Raw genomic sequence first — 20413 nt, 5'->3', positions numbered from 1 at the left:
AAATATCTACAGCAATCCGAGTTTTCTCGAGAGAAAACAGGCCTCGGTGCGGTTACCGGCCTTGAGCGCGTTGATAATCGAAGAGGCGTGCACGCGCACCGTGTTTTCCGAGATATGCAAATGGCAGGCTATCTGGAAATTGGTATAACCCTTGTCGATCAGCTTAAGTACCTGCTTTTGCCGATCGGTAAGGTTAACGCTGCCCTTCACCGGTTTCCTGGTTTTGCTGGCGCTCAGCGCGGATTCATGGACGTAGATCTCACCCTGCACGATACGCTGTACAGCGACGGCAACCTCTTCATTACTTGCGGTTTTTGTAATGTAGCCCCGTACCCCGATTTGCAGGGCCTCTTGAATCAGGTAGTTTTCCTCGCTGGCCGAGATAATGACAATCGGGATCTCAGGATAGCCGCGCTTAATATAGTGAATACTGTCACAACCATGACTATCCGACAGGTTTAGGTCCAAAAATATATATTGAATGTCTGATGCATGCCCGGAAAGAATCTTAACCGCTTCATTACATGACTCCGCTTCATAGATCTGGTCACATTTAGCAGTAGATTTTAACAGACTGCACAGTCCAAACCTGAACAGCTCATGATCATCAACGACCATACATTTCACGACACCCCCCTTCTATAGGGTCTACACCCATCGACTTTGCTTAAATTATAATATGTAGCTTATAGCCACCTATGACTATGGCATGGGAAACAATACCATTTAAATACGCGTTATGGACTATAGTGGTTCATTTCCCTAATGTGGTAATTTCATCCATACAGCTTCCACTAACAAAATATAATTTGTCGGCGCAGTTTTTTCGCCGTCCCAGTTCACACTTTGGAGCCAGACAATAAGTTACGTGCCTATATTATTATCAAACTTGGTGCGGCTGTTGCGCACCAAGTTTGCGGTTTAAAGATGATAACAGTCCATTCGATATCCATAACGATAACGATAACGATAACGATAACGGCTGCCAGGCTTGATCCGCGTGTGAAGGAAAATAATAATCAACAAGAGGCGCTGACCGGCTGATACTCCCACTCTCAATGAGGTAAGGAATGAAAGCTGCCCGACTCAGGGCTGGATGGCTCCAAGTAAATGTGGCTTTCGCGGTCAAAGTGGCTTTGCGGGCCACCGCAACGATGTGGCTCTGTCTGCAGGCTCTGGGCTGTTTTGACGTCGCTGCGGCCGCTACACCGAAGCCACTGATTCTTTCTGAACAGCGCGATTACTACACTGCATTCGGGTATATCGAATATCTAGAAGACAAAGCCGGAGATTTGAGTTTCTCAGAGGTGGGGCCCGGAACAGGCATGCCCTTCGTAAAAGTAGAGACACCGGCGGCTGATTTTGGGATAAGTAAATCTGCCTACTGGTTTCGTCTGTCAGTCACTAACACCGATCCCCATCAAACACAATGGTGGCTGGAAGTCGGTAATACCGTATTGGACTGGATCGAAGTCTATATCATCCGGTCTGACAAAATCGATAAGCATACGTTAATAAGAAATGGAGTCGCAGTATCATCCAAGGCGATCCGTGTGCCAAGCCCCGTTATGCGGTTTGATCTACACCCGGGAGAGGCGACGCAGATCTACCTGCGCTTAGGGTCGAAGGGCGCGGTTTCAGCACCCATTTTTATTTCACGCCCGGAATTCTTTGTCGTCAACGAGTCCCAAAGACGGCTGTGGATTGGTTTGTGTTACGGATTCGTAGCCGCCTTACTCCTCTACAACCTCATTCTGTTTTTATCTACACGTGACATAAATTATCTCTACTACTGCTTTTGTATCGGTAGTTATATAGTGTTACAGGCAGCTATGGACGGCTTGCTTTATGTTCACTTCTGGCCCAACGATGGCGAACCCAGCTATCCTAAGACTCATCTAATCGTCGCTGTAAGCCTTATCAGCATGCTGCAGTTTTCCCGCCATTTTCTTTATGGATCTGAGGTTTTCCCAAAACTCAGTAAATTTATGTTGGTTTATGCCGTACTGACGATGGCGGTATTTGGTTCAAGTTGGGTGGTGGCGGAACTACACCCCATTGCCTTCCATATTATGTCGGCAACGGTATTGGGGGCGTTTTTTATCGTCATACTAGGTGCGGCTTTAGCCCTGCGCCACGGTGTTGTAGAGGCGAAGTATTTTTTGCTTGCCTGGACTTGCCTGCTGATAGGAACAATCAGCTTCCAGCTTATGCTGTATGCCAAACTACCGGCTAACTTCTTTACCGTCCGCAGTGTTCAACTTGGCTCTGCACTGGAAGCCCTACTATTGTCGTTTGCGCTGGCCCATCGCATGCGCACCTTGATGCAGGAAAACAACCGTATTCAGACCGAAGCCACGATCCACCTGGAGCACAAGGCCCAGCAACGCACTCTCGAGCTTGACCGCGCACTGGCAGAACTTGCTAAAGTCAACCGGCAGCTTGTCGCCGGCAATGTGAAGGCTGTGAAAGCCGATCAGGCCAAATCCAGATTTGTCGCCGCTGCCAGCCATGATCTGCGCCAACCTCTGCAGGCACTGGGCTTTTACCTCCATATTCTCTACAACCGGTCGCCCGATACCGACGAGATCCTGGTTAAATGCAAAGCGGCATTTCACGCCCTGGAATCACTGTTAAAGTCGTTATTGGATATCTCCAAACTGGACACTAATACTGTGCAGGCAAATTTACAGCATATTCCGATCAATGACATTTTTAAGCGACTACAGAATGCCAACGACTATGCTGCGCAGCTCAAAGGATTGCGCTTGAAATTTCGTGGAGCTCACTATACCGTGTTTACCGACTCACAGCAGTTAGAACGCATCTTGAGCAATTTGATCGACAACGCTGTTCGCTGTACCAGCAGTGGAGGCATTTTGGTGTGTGGTCGCGGCAGAAAGCACCATCTGTTACTGCAGGTTTGGGATACGGGGCCGGGCATTCCCAAAGCCGAGCACGAAAATATCTTCCGCGAGTTTTATCAAATAGGGAGCGATGCCAAAAACCAAAGCCATGGATTGGGCTTGGGATTGGCAATCGTCAGACGCCTGACGGCACTACTGAACATTCCTGTAAGCCTGCGCTCGACGGTCGGCAAAGGCGTAGTCTTCTCCTTGCAGATACCCTATGGTCGCGCTGCGATGGCCCTGCCTCCACCCACTTACCAAAGTAATCCGAATATAGAAAATCAGCACCGACTGGCGCTGGTGATCGATGATGATGCCGCCGTTCGCGATAGCATGACCCTGTTGATTAAATCTTGGGGCGGAACAGTCCTGGCAACCGGATCATCCAGCGAGGCATTGGGCATCATCAGCGAGGAAAAAATTGTTCCCGATATTATCATTGCGGATTATGCGTTGGGTGGCAATGAAACCGGCGTGGAACTGGCCGAAGCTCTCTACGCGTTGCTGGGACGAGACATACCTACGATCATTATCACCGGCGAAATCAGTGACGAAAGCGTGAATGCCATTCGTGCTTCAGGTAAAACCTTTATCCACAAACCGATCGATCCTGACAGACTGAAACAGATAATATCCGATTTGATCAAACCTCAGCAGGGTATATGGACAGGACAGCATACACCGTTTCAATAAGAAGCTCGCAATCGGAGACGGCAACTGATGGCAGCCCGGTTAGGACTACAGGCCTGCAAGTAAATATGATGCCGTTGGTCAAAGCGACTTTACGTGGCACTGAAGCAGGAAATCACGACCATCATCATCACTGGTGAAACTGGTCTTGACAGCGTTGATAGCACTAGCACATTCGGTAAGTCATTTATTCACAAAGCGGCCGATCCGAATCAATTATAACGTGTTGTATTGGAACGGGTAGAACAACAACAGGGTATAAGAGCCAATTGATGCATTTGCTCTCGATTAGATAGCTCAAATTCATGAACGATAAAGTGACAGTTTTCCGCCATGATGTCAGACGGCTTCTGACATATACAATCGTGTTGATTAAAGCGACACTGCGCAGCAGTGCTCTGCTCTGGCTCTTCCTGCGCATCTTGTGCTTTTTACTTCCCGTCGTTGGGGCGGCCGCGAAACCACTGGTTCTAATGGAACAGCGCGATCACTATGACACACTTGGTTATCTCGAATACCTTGAGGACAAAACGGGAAAACTGGCCTTGTCAGATGTCGGTCCCATATCTGAAGCACTTTTCACCAATGTTGAACAATCGGCTAATTTCGGCTTTGGCAACTCAGTCTACTGGTTTCGCTTATCAGTCACAAATACCCATCCCCAACAACCACAGTGGTGGCTGGAAGTACGCAATCCCGCATTAGATCTGATAGACGCTTACATCTTCAAATCCGGTACGGTCAGCACGCACACGCAAACGGGGGCTCTGGTTCCTATATCGACTAGACCGATAGGCGTGCGAAATCCAGTTATCAATCTCGATCTGGCCACGGATGAAGTCGCGCAAATCTACCTGCGAGTTGAAACCAAAGGGGTGATTTCAGTCCCAATTTTTATTTCACGACCTGAAGTTTTCGCTGTCAAAGAATCTCACATACAGGCGTTAATTGGTTTATGTTATGGGACTATTCTTGCTTTATTGCTCTACAATCTTATCCTGTTCATATCCACACGCGATGTCAACTACTTCTACTACTGCCTTTGTGTCGGTAGCTGTGGGATTTTTCAGTTTGTCCTGGACGGTCTGGCCCATGAACATATCTGGCCCGGCAACGGCGCGCTCAACCGACCCACTGCCTGTTTTCTCATTGGTTTATGTATTGCCACGACATTGCAGTTTACCCGTAGCTTTTTACGCGGAGCGGAGATTTTCCCGAAGCTTAACCAGGTAATACTCACTTGCTCCGTCCTGGTTTTTCTGTACGGTTCAGTATGGTTTGCAGTTGAAATAGAACCTCTAACGATTATTATTTTCTCCGTATTGTCATTTGGAGTAATGCTCCTAATGATATCGGCAACCGTTATAGCATTGCACCACGGTATTGTAGAGGCGAGATATTTACTGATTGCCTGGATATGCCTGCTGCTGGGTGTTATTGGTTTCAATCTTATGGTCCATGGCAAAGTGGCGGCCAATTTCTTTACCTTCCGCAGTATCCAAATTGGCACCGTATTGGTGTCCGTTCTGTTATCATTCGGGTTGGCGCATCGCATGCGGGTTTTAATGCAGGAAAATACCCGTATTCAGACGGAGGCTAAAATCAACCTGGAGCGCCGAGTAAGAGAACGCACTCTCGAACTCGACCATGCAATGAGTGAACTCGGCAAAGCGAATAAGCTACTCCGCGATAGCAATGTGAAAGCCGAGGAAGCCAATCAGGCTAAATCTGAATTTATCGCAGCAGCCAGTCACGATCTTCGTCAACCCTTGCAGGCACTGGGATTTTACCTGCGCATTCTGTATGACAAGTCGCCCGGAGTCGACGAAGTACTGGCAAAGTGTCGATCAGCTTTTACCGCCTTGGAATCACTACTGAAATCGCTGTTGGATATCTCCAAACTTGATTCCAACACCGTACAGGCAAATTTTCAACATATCGCAATTAACGACATTTTTGAACGATTGAAGAACGCCAACGACTATGCAGCTCGGCTCAAGGGGCTGCGGCTGATCTTTCGGGGCACCAGGTACACGGTATTCACCGATACACAACAATTGGAACGCATCTTGAGCAATTTAATTAATAACGCTATTCGCTACACCACCGAGGGAGGCATCTTGGTATGTAGTCGCCGACGCGAACACTACTTGTTGCTGCAGGTGTGGGATACAGGTCCGGGCATCCCCGATGCAGAACACGACAATATCTTTCGGGAGTTCTATCAACTGAAGAACCGGATCAAAGACCAAAGTCAGCTCCCCGGATTGGGTCTGGGATTAGCAATAGTCAAGCGTCTAGCGACCCTGTTGGGTATTCCTATGAGTCTGCGCTCGACCTTGGGCAAGGGTGTGGTATTCTCCCTGCAAGTTCCCTACGGTCATGTAACCAAGTCACCATTACCACCTATCCACACGCCTGATCCGTCGATTGATCACCATATGGTGGCACTGGTGATCGATGATGATGCCTCGATTCGCGATAGTATGACACTGCTAATCGAGTCATGGGGAGGAGCGGCCTTGGCCGTTGGATCATCCAACGAAGCCATGCGCGTTATCACCGAAGAGCAAATCACTCCGGATATTATCATTGCGGACTACCAATTAGGTGAGAATGAAAGTGGAGTGGAACTGGTTAAAGCTCTCTATGCCGAGCTACAGCAAAGTATTCCTACGATCATCATCACGGGTGAAACGAGTAAAGACAGCATAGAAGCCATTCGTTCGTTCGGTAAAGACTTTATTCACAAGCCGGTTGCGCCCGACAAGTTGAAGCAGATTGTCTCCAATTTGATCAATCGACCGCACAATACACCGACGGCCCGATAAATACCGCTGGCATCATGCTGCAATTATGGAGAGAGTCGCTAAACAGCGCACTACTGTACCTGGGGGATATAAGCGTTTTTAAATACGCCTTTTGGACTATGGCCTCTCTTAGTCCTATATGATACGTTTAACATGAAGTAGTTGCTGCTACCCATTGCAGCGACTATTCCTCACCCAGATTTCCAATTTGGAGCCAGCAGTAATGATAACCGCCCTATTCAACTAGATGGCTCTAGGTAAATATGCACTTAACGGGTTCAACATGGTACGGGGCGGGGCGACTGCATTCTGGTTTATTTTATGCGTGTTGGGGTTTATGTATTCGACTTTCGCCGATACACCCGGATCATTGGTTGTTTCGGAAACACACAATCACTATGCCACACTTGGATACATTGAATACCTGGAAGATAAGGTTGGCAGTTGGACTCTATCTGATGTGAAGTCTATGGCAGGTCCGGTTTTCACCAGAGTTGAAAAGTCGGCAGCCAACTTCGGAATAGGTACCTCGACCTACTGGTTCCGTCTGTCTGTTACCAACGCTCATCCGCACCAGGAACATTGGTGGTTGGAAGTACAGAACCCGCTATTAGACCTGATAGATACTTATGTGATCAGGTCTGACTCAGAGGTTACACATGCACGGATAGGGGACTCCCTGCCAATATCAAACAGGTCGATACGTGTGCGGAACCCAACTTTCGAGCTTAATCTAAATACAGGAGAAACCGTAAAAATTTATCTGCGGATTAAGACTACAGGTTTAGTATCGGTCCCGATTTTTGTCTCACGGCCAGAAGTTTTTGCAGTCAGTGAATCGCATAAACAAATGTGGATCGGTTTATGTTATGGCGCCATCGCAGCCTTGCTTCTTTATAACCTGATACTGTTTCTATCCGCACTCGACATCAGTTACCTCTACTACTGCTTTTGTATCGCCAGTTTTGTGGCGTTCCAGGCCGTTTTAGACGGCCTGGCCTATGAGTATGTCTGGCCCGACAACGGCGACCTCAACTACCCGGTCAATTTTCTATTGGTTGGTTTATGTATTGCCAGCGTACTTCTGTTTACCCGTCATTTTCTGCGTGGCGCAGTGATTTTTCCGTTACTTAACAGGCTTATGTTTTACCATTCCTTCTTGACGTTAATGCACTGTGCAATATGGCTGGCGGTTGGCGTAACACCTCTCGCTCTTCAAACAATGTCTGTTTTAGCATTTGGCGCAATTTTCATGGCAATAGCGACCACAGTTATAGCGATGCGCCAAGGCATTATCGAAGCGAGGTATTTTTTGTTGGCCTGGCTATGCCTGCTGGCGGGTCTGACTAGCACCGATCTTATGATTCACGGTGTACTCCCGGCTAGCGTCCTGACTGCTCGCGGCGTGCAAATTGGATCGACCCTGGCAGCGGTTCTACTGTCATTTGCCTTAGCACATCGCATGCGAACGCTAATGCAGGAAAACACATGTATTCAGACGGAAGCCAAGGTCAATCTGGAGCGTCGGGTAAGAGAGCGCACCCTCGCACTCGACCGTGCAACGAACGAACTCGGCGAAGCCAATAGGCTGCTCGTCGAAGGTAATACAAAGGTTGTAGAAGCCAACCAGGCCAAGTCTGAATTTATCGCGGCTGCCAGCCATGATTTGCGCCAACCTTTGCAGGCGTTGGGTTTCTACCTGCGCATTCTCTATGACAAAGCACCTGGAGTGGATGAAGTCCTGGTCAAATGTCGATCGGCCTTTCGCACCTTGGAATCGCTGCTGAAGTCGCTGTTGGATATTTCAAAACTTGACTCCAACACCGTGCAGGCAAACATCCAGCATGTTGCAATAAGTGAAATCTTTGAAAGGTTGCAAAACGACAATGACTACACAGCGCGACTAAAGAGGCTACGCCTGACTTTTCGCAGAACAGATTGTACGGTACTTACCGATCCGCAAAAGCTGGAATGTATTTTAACCAATTTAATAGAAAACGCCATTCGTCACACCAACAAAGGTGGTGTTTTGGTGTGCGGTCGAACGAGAAAATACTACCTGCTACTACAAGTATGGGATACAGGCCCAGGCATCCCCGAAGAGGAACACGATAATATCTTTCAAGAGTTCTATCAACTGAAGAGTCGCACTCAAGAGCAAGGTCAAGACCCCGGGCTGGGCCTGGGATTGGCTATCGTCAAACGCCTAACCACTTTGCTGAATATTTCGATAAACCTACGCTCAAAAATCGGAAAGGGTGCGGTTTTTTCGCTGCAAGTTCCCTACGATCATTCCTCTAACTCACTATCACCACCCGCCGGCTCAATCAATCTGCCTCTGGGTCAACACATAGTCGCGCTGATAATCGACGATGACATCACCATTCGCGACAGTATGACACTGCTGATCGAATCCTGGGGAGGCGTGGCCCTGGCAGTTGGGTCATCAAAGCAAGCCATATGCGCTATCACAGAGGAGCAAATTGTACCGGACATTATCATTGCGGATTATTGGCTCGGTGATGATAAGACCGGTGTGGAAGTGGTCAAAACCCTCTATGCCAAACTGCAGCGTGAAATACCTACGGTCATCATAACCGGCGAGACGAGCAGTGACAGCATGGAGGCCATTTATGCGTTTGGTAAGGATTGTCTCCATAAGCCAGTTGACCCTGATAAGCTGAAACAGATCATCTCCAATTTGATCAAGCACCAACAGAGCACTCCCGCGGACTGATACTTATTCTCCAGCCTAGGTTAACCGCCGCTCATTGTGAAAAACGGCAAATCTGGCCCGGGGATCAATTATAGCTGAGGATAAATCCGTGTTCTAATTCTCGATCTTGATCGCAACTTACATCTGGATAGTTTCTTTCCAATGCCAATGATCTACCACAATCCTCTGAAAATTTCTGCCTGTCGTTCTTTTCACACGGCATCTCCATCGACACAGACTCTTGATTTATTGAAAGTGTACAATCCATACCAAGGTACCGATTTCATATAACGATTAAAAATAGCACTACTAACACACTAAGCGATAGTTTCCGTTAAATTTAGTAATAAGGCGTTACCACCTGTTGCGACGATGTTGTTGGTTTTGGTTTTCTCCACAGCATAAGGCAACAGAGCTAAGGATTGTACCCCATCAGAGACCGGCTCAGTGAGCAGTGGGATAATCGGCCCAGCTCGCGCGGCGAGAATAGCAGCAATGCCGTGGGTGTTTTTTGTAACAATGCCGGCTATATCACTTTGGCCTGCCAGTGCGATAAACTGCGATGGAGTGGTTATCGCCGCAACAAGCGCCTCCGGCAAAAAGCGGTGCACCCATGTTGCTATTACCTCAACACAGGCCGCGTCTTCAGTAGTTTCCGCCACCAGTAACACCGCATTTCCGGCAGCGAGTGCGGCAATAGTATGCTGCACAGCATAACTAAAGCTATTCTCACTGGCACAAATAAGAAACACACCTCGACCATGCAAAGATAGCTCGTTTCGCTCACCCGTTGGTCCCGGCAACAAAGTTGTTTCCGTAAACATTGCACTGGCCTCTTCAAGCAATGCCCCACAACGCAACAGTACGGAGGGGATGGTCAAATCACTTACACCACTGATTGTCAAGACATTGTTCAGCTTAGTGGCGCGTTGTTCGCCCGTCAGGCCATTCCAATGCCACTGGGCTTTTTGCGCCAACAACAACGCACTCCTGCTTTCCGCTGTCAAAGGCTCGGCTTTCACAGCGACGCCTCCAATGGGAGGACTCCGCCAAAGGTTGGTGAAACGTAAAAGGTAGTGTGGACCGCCGGCTTTATAACCCGTGCCCGATAGCCCCTGTCCACCGAACGGATTGACACCGACAACAGCACCAACCATGTTTCGGTTAATGTAGGTATTACCCACACGGGTCTTAGAAAATACGGTGTCAGCAAAGCTGTTAATACGACTGTGAATACCAAGGGTGAGTCCAAAGCCTGTCTCATTTATCTGAGTCAACACATTATCGAGGTCGCAGGCCCGGTAACGCATCACGTGTAGAATCGGCCCAAATACTTCACCCTCCAACTGGGAAATACTGTTTATTTCAAATATATGAGGCTCTATGTAGTTTCCTTCCGGACAACCCTCCGGAATGACTGCGCTGCCGACAAATATAGCTTCAGCGTGCATACGATCGATATGGCAACGCAACATCTGCAGTGCCTTTTTATCGATTACAGGACCGATATCACTGCTGAGCCTCCAGGGTTCACCAACGGTCAGCGTCTCCAGCGCGCCTCTGAGCATACTGATGACACTCTCCGCCACCTCTTCCTGAATCAATAGCACACGCAGCGCCGAGCAGCGCTGTCCGGCACTCAAAAAGGCCGACTGCACCACATCGTCAACCACTTGCTCAGGCAGCGCGGTGGAGTCCACCAGCATGGTGTTCTGACCCCCGGTTTCGGCAATTAACGGCGGCAAGGTACCACCTCTGGTAACCAGGTCGTCCTGAATACGACGCGCGGTTTCAGTTGAGCCGGTAAACGCCACACCGGCCACCCGCCGGTCGGCCATCAATAGCGGGCCAAGATACCAGCCAGGACCGATAAGTAGGTGTAGGACATCTCCCGGCACCCCGGCCTCTTGGATAATTAGCACAGCCTGTACCGCCACCATTGGTGTTTGTTCGGCCGGTTTGGCAATAACGGTATTTCCAGCAGCCAGAGCTGCGACAACCTGCCCAACAAAAATAGCCAGGGGGAAATTCCAGGGGCTAATACACACAAATACACCGCGCCCCTGGGCCAGGCTGGATGAATCGGGGGGCTGATCGGTAATACGGCGGATCTGTAACGCATAATACCGACAAAAATCAACCGCCTCGCGCACCTCTGAAACACTATCATCAAGCGTGCGACCGGCCTCATAACTGATCAACCCGGTCAGTAACGCCATACGCTCTTCCATCAGGTCGGCAGCTCGTTCCAAAATCACCGCGCGCGCATCGGGGCCCAACGCCTGCCAGGAAGGCTGCGCCATGTCGGCAGATGTTAGTGCATTAGCAACATCCTGGTCTGTAGCGTTGGTGTATTGCCCCACAGTGATGCTGGTATCAGCCGGACAGCTCAATGGCTGGAGCTTGCCTGTGCACATTTGTCCATTGATTACCGGACCGGCCCGCCAGCCAAAGCGCCTGGTTTCTCCAGCCGCCTGACAAAGTTTGTCGGCGGCGAGGGCGTCATCGAGATCAATTCCCCGGGCACTTTTTCGCAGCTCACCGAAAGCGGTAAAAATATCACGCGGCACTGGTATCCCGGTGTGACGGGAACCCGGTAGGGCATGAATTGTAGCTTCAACGTTACCGATAATACTCGCGGCCGACACATCGGCATTGAGGAACTGGTTGACGAAAGAGCAGTTTGCACCATTCTCCAGTAAACGACGTACTAGATAGGGCAGCAGATCACTGTGACTTCCCACCGGTGCATACACACGCAGTGGCGGTTGCCTGTCCTGTACTGGCCCAAGTTGGCCGTACAACAGATCGCCCATACCGTGCAAACGTTGAAATTCATAATCACCACCCACACCCGCCAACTCAATTATCGAGGCCACAGTATAGGCGTTGTGGGTGGCAAACTGAGGAAAAATAGTGTCTTTCTCGGCCAGTAGACGACCGGCACAGACCTGATAACTGAGATCCGTGTGAGACTTGCGGGTAAACACCGGGTAATCAACCAGGCCGAGTTCTTGCGCATGTTTGATCTCGGCATCCCAGTAAGCGCCTTTCACCAACCGCACCATCAGGCGGCGGTTACTGACTCTGGCGAGAGCAACAAGCCAGTCAATTACACTCAATGCCCTTTTCTGATAGGCTTGCAGCACAAAACCCAGACCGTCCCAGTCCTCAAGTGCTGGATCGACAGCCAACGCCTGGAACACATCAAGTCCAATATCCAGGCGAGCCGCCTCCTCTGCGTCAATCGTGAATCCGATGTTAAACTTCTTCGCTTCCCGTGCTAACCGGGCGACCAGGGGAACCAGTTCCTCCAAAACTGATTCCTGGTGACTGAATTCATATCGGGGGTGCAGAGCGGTTAGCTTGACAGAGATACCATTGGCGGCGTAAACATTGTCGGCATCGTTACGCTGACCAATTTCTCGAATAGCTAACATGTAAGCATCAAAGTACTTCTTCGCATCTTCAAAAGTACGGGCACCCTCGCCCAGCATATCGAATGAAAAGCGTGTGCCCGTGGGATTTTCTTTCGCACCGCGCTTAATAGCCTCAACAATATTACGCCCCAATACATACTGCTGCCCTAAGAGCTTCATCGCCTGCAAGACGCCGAAACGTACGGCGGGCTCGCCCAGCCGACTGACAAGTGCCCGCAACCACTTAGCCGGGTTTTCGGTGATACCGGCATCCATGCCAACGACACGGCCCGTTAACATCAAGCCCCAGGTCGCTGCATTGACAAACAGATTACTGGATTTTCCAATGTGACTATACCAATGTCCCGAATGAATCTTCTCGGCGATAAGGCGATCCGCGGTTAGACCGTCGGGTACACGTAACAACGCCTCAGCCAGGCACATTAGCGCTACACCCTCCTGCGTCGATAGGCTGTATTCCTGCAGGAATGCGTCTAGCAGTCCCTGGTTTTCAGGGGAAGTGCGGCATTGCTCCACCAACCCCAGAGCCATACTCTCGACGCGTTCGCGAGCTGCGGGTTGCAGCGGATTGTTTTGCAACAGCTGCTCAACCATCTGCTCTTCCGCCATATGGCTGTTACAACGAATCTCTTTCCTTAGTGGGTTTAGAACATCGAATAGCATGGTAGTAAACTCGGTATCATTCACTTTGATATCTTGTGTAAAAAGGGGGACTCTACATCAAAGTCGACCAATACCAAGAAATTGATCTCCTTCCAACTGGGCGCGGTTGGCATAGAGCGTTGGGTATTTGGCACCCAGCAGGGTCCCCAAAGGCATGATATCGTCCTGCCTGGAGGATTCACATAATCCCTGCATTTTTCCCCCGACAACAGGTCGCATTGTAGGGGATTGCGTGAAATATTATTTTCTATATTTCGCATTTATTCGGTACAATCTAAGGTATTCGTAGCATTTCATAGTGATAAATAATTCGTGCTGAAGCCTCTTCATCGACCGGAATTCAGTCGACAGGTTGGCAGCGGTGTCCCGGCAGCATGGCCGTCCGTGCATAAAGTCGCGTGAGATGTCCAGCAAATTTGATTGTTAACGGATGGACGAAAGTGTTTATTCCCCTAACTTGGCACATAAATACTCCGAACCCGACAGGGTAGAGTCAGAAGCCAGTCATTACCCGAGCGTGGAAACCGATTGCTATCAATATCGTTTATTTCATAAAAAAGGCGAATAATAATGAAGAAAGGCTGCGATACACTCGACCGAATTGATGCCAAGATACTGGATATCTTACAAAGAGAGGGCCGTATCTCTAATATTGATTTGGCCGGCCGCGTTAACCTGAGCCCTACCCCCTGCCTGGAGCGCGTGCGCCGACTGGAGAAAAATGACTATATAGAGAAGTATGTTGCCCACCTGAATCCCAAAAAATTGAATTCAAACCTTGTCGCGTATATTCAGGTGTCGTTGCAGCACACCACCACCGCCGATCTGGACGAATTTAACCGGAAAATGTTGAAGATGGATGAGGTGGTTGAATGCAGTATGGTGGCAGGAGGCTTCGACTACCTCATTAAAATCCGCATTTCCGACATGACTGGTTACCGGAAATTTCTGGGGGGAAAATTAGCCGCCATTGAGGGCATTAGCCAAACTCACACCTATGTTGTCATGGAGGAAGTCAAGTCGACACATGTCATCCCCGTGTCGCTGACGAAGTAAAGCTATCTTCCGTTACCTTTGGTGGGGCACTTTTGATGCAACAGAATTTTTCACTGTAAAACCCACTTTTTTTATTTATATATCGAGGCGATTCGCCAATTACAGTGATATATTTTTCTATATATTTGTCATAATACGCCACATAAACTAAACGAACTTAGACATCTCAGTTGAGCCCGAATGCTTTTTCTTGAGTAGCCTGAGAGCCCTAAACTTATTTTACACGTTTAAATAATAATTGGTTTTCATTCATGCAGTAGTGGGCGAAGGCATCATTTATACGCATTATGGACTATGGCGTCACATTTAACTCATGTGATAGTTTTCACTGAGTATGCTGCCGCCCATGATAGTCGGAAGGTACTATGTTTTACCAACAAGCCCTGGAAAACCCGGATAGCGAACAACTGGCTATCAAGAATATCTACTCAGAATTAAAGGAACTGTGTAACCAGGGTGCCTGCAGACCAAATAGTGACATTGCCAACGATACCTCAGCCATCAAGACCATTGCCAAAACTTTGATAGAGAAACTTACGCTTTCACCACCAGACGTACTGGACGACGTTGCCGAGGCAATGGCATGTCTAAAATGGCTGCTGCAGGAAAATTTTACATTTCTCGGCCATACGAAATACAACCTCGTCGAGCATAACTCTGGCACTTACCGGAACAGTTTTCAAGATAAAAAACTGGTCTATCTCCTAGATGCCAGGCATTGTCGAAGCAGCCACATCTATCCGTTTATCCCCACACCAGGCAGCTCAGGTGTACTTCAAACTGGACAGTGCTCAGGAAATTCACTGGTTGCGCCAGCAGAGCAGCAAGGCAAGCCCCTGGGCAGAATGGGGCGCGACAGGTAACTTTCATGTTGATGCCTTGGACAGCGTCAACAACACGGGAATCAGCAACCCCCAAGCTCAAGGATGCAAGGCGGAAATTTAGTGAGTAATCATATATGGTTGAAAATCAGTGGGCGATTGGTCTGACGTTTACACTGTATCTGGCAGGTATGTTTGCTATCGGGTTGTGGTCCTATCTCCGCACCAAAGATATGTCGGATTATATTCTCGGCGGGCGCAGCCTTGGACCCTTGCCCTCGGCACTGAGTGCGGGGGCCTCGGATATGAGCGGCTGGCTACTATTGGGCCTCCCCGGTTATGCCTATGTAGCTGGTGTTGAAGCCGGCTGGATCGCCTTAGGGTTGTTGACCGGCACCTGGCTAAACTGGAGGGTGGTCGCTCGCAGATTGCGCATTTACAGCTACAAAATGGGAGACTGTTTAACGATTTCCGACTACCTCGAAAACAGATTTCGGGATAACAGTCGCCTTTTACGCATTATTTCTGCCCTCATAATTTTGTTTTTTTTCTTATTTTACACCAGCTCCGGACTGGTGGCCGGCGGCAAGCTGTTTGAAACCGTATTCGGACTCGATTATCGTCTGGCCGTCATTGTGGGAACTATCGCAGTGGTGTCCTACACACTTTTCGGGGGTTTTCTGGCCGTCGCATGGACCGACGTTGTTCAAGGTCTATTGATGTCGGCTGCTTTAGTTATTGTCCCAGTTGCAGCCATTGAGGCTATGGGTGGGGTGGCTGCTATACAGGAGACGGTCGCTGCAAAGAATCCTGCGTTGCTTGATCTTTGGACTGGCACATCCGGGGAGTCTATCGGCGCGATTTCGATTTTTTCCCTTTTGGGCTGGGGCTTGGGCTACTTCGGTCAACCACATATTCTGGCACGCTTTAAGGCAATTCGGTCTGAGGAAGATATACCTGCCGCCAGGCGAGTGGCGGTAGCCTGGGCCACGTTAACGCTTGTGGGCTCCCTGATATGTGGGTTTGTCGCGATTGCTTATTTCGGTGAGCCGCTGGAAGACAGTGAAAGGGCGTTTATGCTGTTGATTGACGCACTGTTTAATCCGTTGGTGGCGGGGATTTTACTGGCGGCAATACTGGCAGCTGTGATGAGTACGGCAGACTCTCAACTGCTGGTTGCTTCCTCGGCACTGGCTGAGGACTTCTACAGAGCGCTGTTTCGCCAAAATGCATCGCAGCGGGAGCTGGTGAAAGTCGGACGCCTGGCCGTGGTGTTGATTGCCTTGGTCGCAAGCTACATTGCCCTCGAGCCTGAAAATCAAGTGTTGACCATGGTCAGCTACGCCTGGGCGGGGTTCGGAGCGGCCTTTGGTCCAACCATCGTTTTTTCACTCTACTGGAGACGCATGAACCGCAACGGCGCCCTGGCAGGCATTATTGTGGGCGGTATTACGGTGGTGGTTTGGAAAAATTTGAGCGGAGGAATTTTTGAACTGTATGAGCTGATTCCGGCCTTTTTTATGTCGAGTGCGGCTATCGCCATAGTGTCGTTAGTAACTGCCGAGCCTGTAGTTGCCATCAAACAACAGTCTAAAGGCGTGACTCACGGTGTATAACAACAAGACAGGTAGCTACAAAACAGATAAAAGACTTAGTGGTGACTCTCCACTAAAAAACTTCCTATTTTTATACTTATACAGGAGCGAGAAGATGAAAAACAAGAAGAGCTTTTCAAGAAAAAGCGGCGTTCAAGCACTGCTGGTTGCAACAAGCTGCTCGACTGCAGTCATACAGCCTGTTTTGGCACAAAATGGTACTGAAATAGCTTATCAGGACACCTCGGGAAGCACCGTAATAGAGGAAATAGCCGTAGTCGGTACCAGACGTGAAGGCCGCAGTGCCACCCAGGCGCCGGTTCCTGTGGATGTACTGAATCAAGCGGATTTAGAGGCGCAAGGCAGTACAGACATATTGGATGTACTGACTAATGTTGTGCCTTCCTATAATGTCGGTCGTGAACCTATCAGCGATGCCGGCACTCTGGTTAGACCCGCAAACTTACGCGGCTTACCTTCCGACAGCACACTGGTATTGGTCAATGGAAAGCGGCGCCACCGAGGTGCGGTTATAGGAGAGTTTATCTCCGGTATCAACAAGGGCGCACAGGGTGTAGATCTTGCACCAATACCCGGCATAGCGATGAGGCAGGTCGAAGTACTACGCGATGGTGCGGCGGCACAATATGGCTCCGACGCCATTGCCGGAGTGATAAACTTTGTACTGGCCGACGATCCTGAAGCGCGAAAAATTCAAGTCAGCACGGGTGAATATTCTGAGGGTGATGGTTCCATCAAACAGATCTCTGGCCTGTTCGGTACTCACTTGGGGACGAACGGTTTCGCAACCTTGGCGTTTGAGGCAAAAGACACCTCGCCCACCAGCCGCGGCGTTCAGGATACAGGCGCTCAAACCTTAATCGACGCCGGTAATGAGGCGGTTCCCAACCCGGTAGTCGTGTGGGGTACACCAGAGATAACCGAGGACTATAAAGTCTTTTTCAATGCCGCTGTTGAAACCGGGGTGGACGGTGAGGCCTATGCATTCGGCAACTATGCCACGCGCGATACCGACGGCAGCTTTTTCTACCGCAACCCGACCAATCGCAGTGGCGTTTATTCCAATGACGGCGGCGCGAGCTTGCTGGTGGCTGACCTAACCGATGACGGCTCCGGCGCTTGTTCAAGTGCACCGGCGGATCTTCAGCAAACTATGGATGACCCCGATTGCTTCGTTTTCAACGAGCTTTATCCCGGCGGCTTCACTCCGCGTTTCGGCGGTAAAGTCATTGACACCAGCTTCGTGGCCGGAGTACGGGGTGAGTGGTCAGACAACTTAAAATATGATCTGAGCGCATCTTTCGGACAAAGTGAGATACAGTATGAAATGCGAAATTCGCTCAACGCGTCTTACGGTCCAAACACACCCACCAATTTCAGTCTTGGCACACAGATTCAGTCCGAGCGTTTGCTTAATGCGGATTTTTCCTACCCGATTGATATTGGTTTGGCTTCCGATTTAAACATCGCTTTTGGCGCACAATTTCATGATGAAGAGTTTGAAATCATTGCAGGGCAGACCGAGTCCTGGGCCCCTGGCGGCCTTGAAGAGCAGGGTTTCTCAATTGGTTCCAACGGTTTCCAGGGTTTCTCCTCAGATGTAGCCGGTCGTTTCTCGCGCACCAGTCAGGCTCTCTACATCGACACCGAGGCCGATGTTACCGATAACTGGCTGATGTCAGTCGCCCTACGCTTTGAAGACTTCGATGATTTCGGCAGTACAACAGATTTCAAAATCGCGACACGGTTGAATGTTACCGATTCGTTTTCTCTACGTGGCGCTTACAGCACGGGTTTCCGCGCACCTACCGTGGGACAGAGCGATCTGCGACGTTCAGCTACCAGCTTTGAAAATGGTCAGTTAATCGACACACTCGTTGTTTCCCCCACTAGTGCGGTGGCCTTACAGAAAGGCGGTCAACAACTGGAACCGGAGGAGTCCACGAGCTTTAGCATCGGCACAGTCCTTTCACTGGGGTCAATAGATCTTACGATCGATTACTTCAATATCGAAGTGGACGATCGACTGTCATTAAAAGAAGACACGATTACGGCTGCCGATATCTCAGCATTGGAGGCTGCGGGGGTTATCAATGCCGCTTCAATCAGTTCCGTTCAGTTCTTTGTCAACGATTTCAGCTCCGAAACACAAGGTGTTGATCTGGTTGCTACCTGGCCGCTGGAGTCCGACCTTGGTAATACGGACTTTACTCTGGCCTATAACTGGACTGAAACGGAAATCACCGCCGGTGATGAAATTTCAGAGGCCCGTATCCGTGAACTGGAGGAATCGCTGCCAGAAAGCCGACTGACGCTGACCACACTACACACGTCAGGTGATTGGAGTTTTATGCTGCGAGGCAATTATTATGATGAAACCTTTGAATTTGTATTTAATGATACCAGCGTGCCGGTTACTACTCCAAGTCTGTTCGTTGTTGATGCAGAGGTGGGGTATCAGGTAACCGAATCAATCAGTCTCAATGTGGGCGCAAAAAACCTGTTCGACGAGCGGCCAGACGAGTGGTCGGTACCCCAGGCGGACGAGAGTGTCTGGACCGGCCGCACGCCGGGCTTCCTGGGTGCCATCTATCCGCTGAACTCGGCAGCCGGATTTAACGGCGCCTACTACTACCTTCGCGCCGGTATTAACTTTTAAGCGTCGCAAAAATGGGGCACGGCTACAGACGGTTGGCACTGTCACCGCAGAGCTAAACCTGAAACATGCCGTGCCACCGAAAGCGGGTACCACAGGCCAATATCCGGTATTGGCACACCCTGGGTACTCGCCTCACTTATGCCGCCGGCATTTCCAAATAAGCAGCCTCGATCCTGTCGATGAGCTCATCGTTTTCAAACTGCAAATCGGGCATATGCGTAAACAGGGGGTTGAGTAGAGGATGGTCGACCGCCGGCGTCTCCAGGCCGGCATTGCGCCTGATCCGATAGATCGCCAGGACTTCAACAGGCAATAGATCAAATGGGCGGGAACAAAACTCGGGGCGTCGGTCTCCACGGTCTTCGATATTGTCACAGTGATAGTCGCACAAATCGACAACTAATTGCGAATCAAAATCAGGTGCCAGTAAACTGTCCAGCAGGTTTTTATAAACATTCCCGGTATTGAACGCCAAAGTCTTGCGGGTATCTCCGCCTTTTAAAAAGTAATAAACATTGAGGGCAAAACGTTCGTAAATGCTGTTATCGACAGTCTCTCGATTGAGATACGCCGGATCAAAAAAGATATCCTCAAGCACTTTGACCATTTCACCTGCAGCTGCGTCCTCACCTTGCGATACGGCGTGCAAGAGCAAGCCTGCGGCCGGACTGAACTCTACTCTCAACTCAGGCAAATTTCTATTGGGATTGAAAGCTATAGCATTTTTCAGAGCTTGCCGGGCCAGCTTGATATTCCATAATCGGTAAGACATAGAGCTGCCTATATCTGCCCAGCCGCTCTTATCGCCCCTCAGCAAAGTCCCGATCCCGGCTACAGCTTTGATAGTCGCGATTAAACCGAGCGAATCGCTGACATTGCCTAGCGTTGACACCAGCCCCTGCGCCAAGTCGGCCTCGATATAGTCGAGTTCCTCGGCGATGGAAATACCTGATTCAGCGGGCGTTTGCAGGTAATTTTCTCGTACAGACTGCAAAAGCCCTTCATATGAAATACTCACGCACTGTCACCTGGC

Annotated in this window: 10 protein-coding genes; 7 read left to right on the top strand and 3 right to left on the bottom strand. The window is 49.7% G+C overall.

Going from position 1 to position 20413, the window contains the following annotated elements; all coding sequences use genetic code 11:
* Positions 1–6 precede the first annotated feature (6 nt).
* Positions 7–618 carry a response regulator gene (locus FKG94_RS22530; RefSeq protein WP_142929208.1) on the bottom strand — a complete coding sequence of 204 codons (612 nt, stop codon included), beginning with the start codon at positions 616–618 and terminating at the stop codon, positions 7–9.
* 452 nt (positions 619–1070) lie between these two features.
* On the opposite strand from FKG94_RS22530, the gene FKG94_RS22525 reads away from it, so the two are divergent.
* The 3 genes from FKG94_RS22525 to FKG94_RS22515 all read left to right on the top strand — a co-directional run bounded on the left by FKG94_RS22525 (position 1071) and on the right by FKG94_RS22515 (position 9146).
* A complete protein-coding gene (locus FKG94_RS22525; RefSeq protein ID WP_142929207.1) occupies positions 1071–3602 on the top strand; it encodes a hybrid sensor histidine kinase/response regulator in 2532 nt (843 codons plus the stop codon).
* A gap of 302 nt (positions 3603–3904) precedes the next feature.
* Entirely contained in the window at positions 3905–6430 is a 2526-nt protein-coding gene (locus FKG94_RS22520; RefSeq protein ID WP_142929206.1) for a hybrid sensor histidine kinase/response regulator, read from the top strand.
* 226 nt (positions 6431–6656) lie between these two features.
* On the top strand, positions 6657–9146 hold the full coding sequence (locus FKG94_RS22515; protein ID WP_142929205.1) for a 7TM diverse intracellular signaling domain-containing protein: 2490 nt from the start codon (positions 6657–6659) through the stop codon (positions 9144–9146).
* A 296-nt stretch (positions 9147–9442) separates the two neighbouring features.
* Here FKG94_RS22515 and putA read toward each other — a convergent pair whose 3' ends face one another.
* Positions 9443–13252: a bifunctional proline dehydrogenase/L-glutamate gamma-semialdehyde dehydrogenase PutA gene (gene putA / locus FKG94_RS22510; protein ID WP_246125331.1), complete on the bottom strand. Its 3810-nt coding sequence runs from the start codon at positions 13250–13252 to the stop codon at positions 9443–9445.
* A 546-nt stretch (positions 13253–13798) separates the two neighbouring features.
* On the opposite strand from putA, the gene FKG94_RS22505 reads away from it, so the two are divergent.
* The 4 genes from FKG94_RS22505 to FKG94_RS22490 all read left to right on the top strand — a co-directional run bounded on the left by FKG94_RS22505 (position 13799) and on the right by FKG94_RS22490 (position 19380).
* Positions 13799–14284, top strand: a complete 486-nt coding sequence (locus tag FKG94_RS22505) for an Lrp/AsnC ligand binding domain-containing protein (RefSeq protein WP_142929204.1) — start codon at positions 13799–13801, stop codon at positions 14282–14284.
* Positions 14285–14649: 365 nt separating this feature from the next.
* Positions 14650–15147, top strand: coding sequence for an NAD-glutamate dehydrogenase domain-containing protein (locus FKG94_RS22500; RefSeq protein ID WP_142929203.1), 498 nt, complete (start codon positions 14650–14652; stop codon positions 15145–15147).
* A 95-nt stretch (positions 15148–15242) separates the two neighbouring features.
* A complete protein-coding gene (gene putP, locus FKG94_RS22495) occupies positions 15243–16721 on the top strand; it encodes a sodium/proline symporter PutP (protein ID WP_142929202.1) in 1479 nt (492 codons plus the stop codon).
* Positions 16722–16815: 94 nt separating this feature from the next.
* On the top strand, positions 16816–19380 hold the full coding sequence (locus FKG94_RS22490) for a TonB-dependent receptor plug domain-containing protein (protein WP_142929201.1): 2565 nt from the start codon (positions 16816–16818) through the stop codon (positions 19378–19380).
* A gap of 136 nt (positions 19381–19516) precedes the next feature.
* On the opposite strand, the gene FKG94_RS22485 is transcribed toward FKG94_RS22490, so the two are convergent.
* Entirely contained in the window at positions 19517–20398 is an 882-nt protein-coding gene (locus tag FKG94_RS22485) for a hypothetical protein (protein WP_142929200.1), read from the bottom strand.
* Positions 20399–20413: the final 15 nt, after the last annotated feature.

This window comes from Exilibacterium tricleocarpae, from assembly GCF_007004655.1.
Classification (GTDB): Bacteria; Pseudomonadota; Gammaproteobacteria; order Pseudomonadales; family Cellvibrionaceae; genus Exilibacterium; species Exilibacterium tricleocarpae.
Note: the sequence above shows the minus strand (reverse complement) of the source record. Positions and strands in the feature narration are given on the sequence as shown.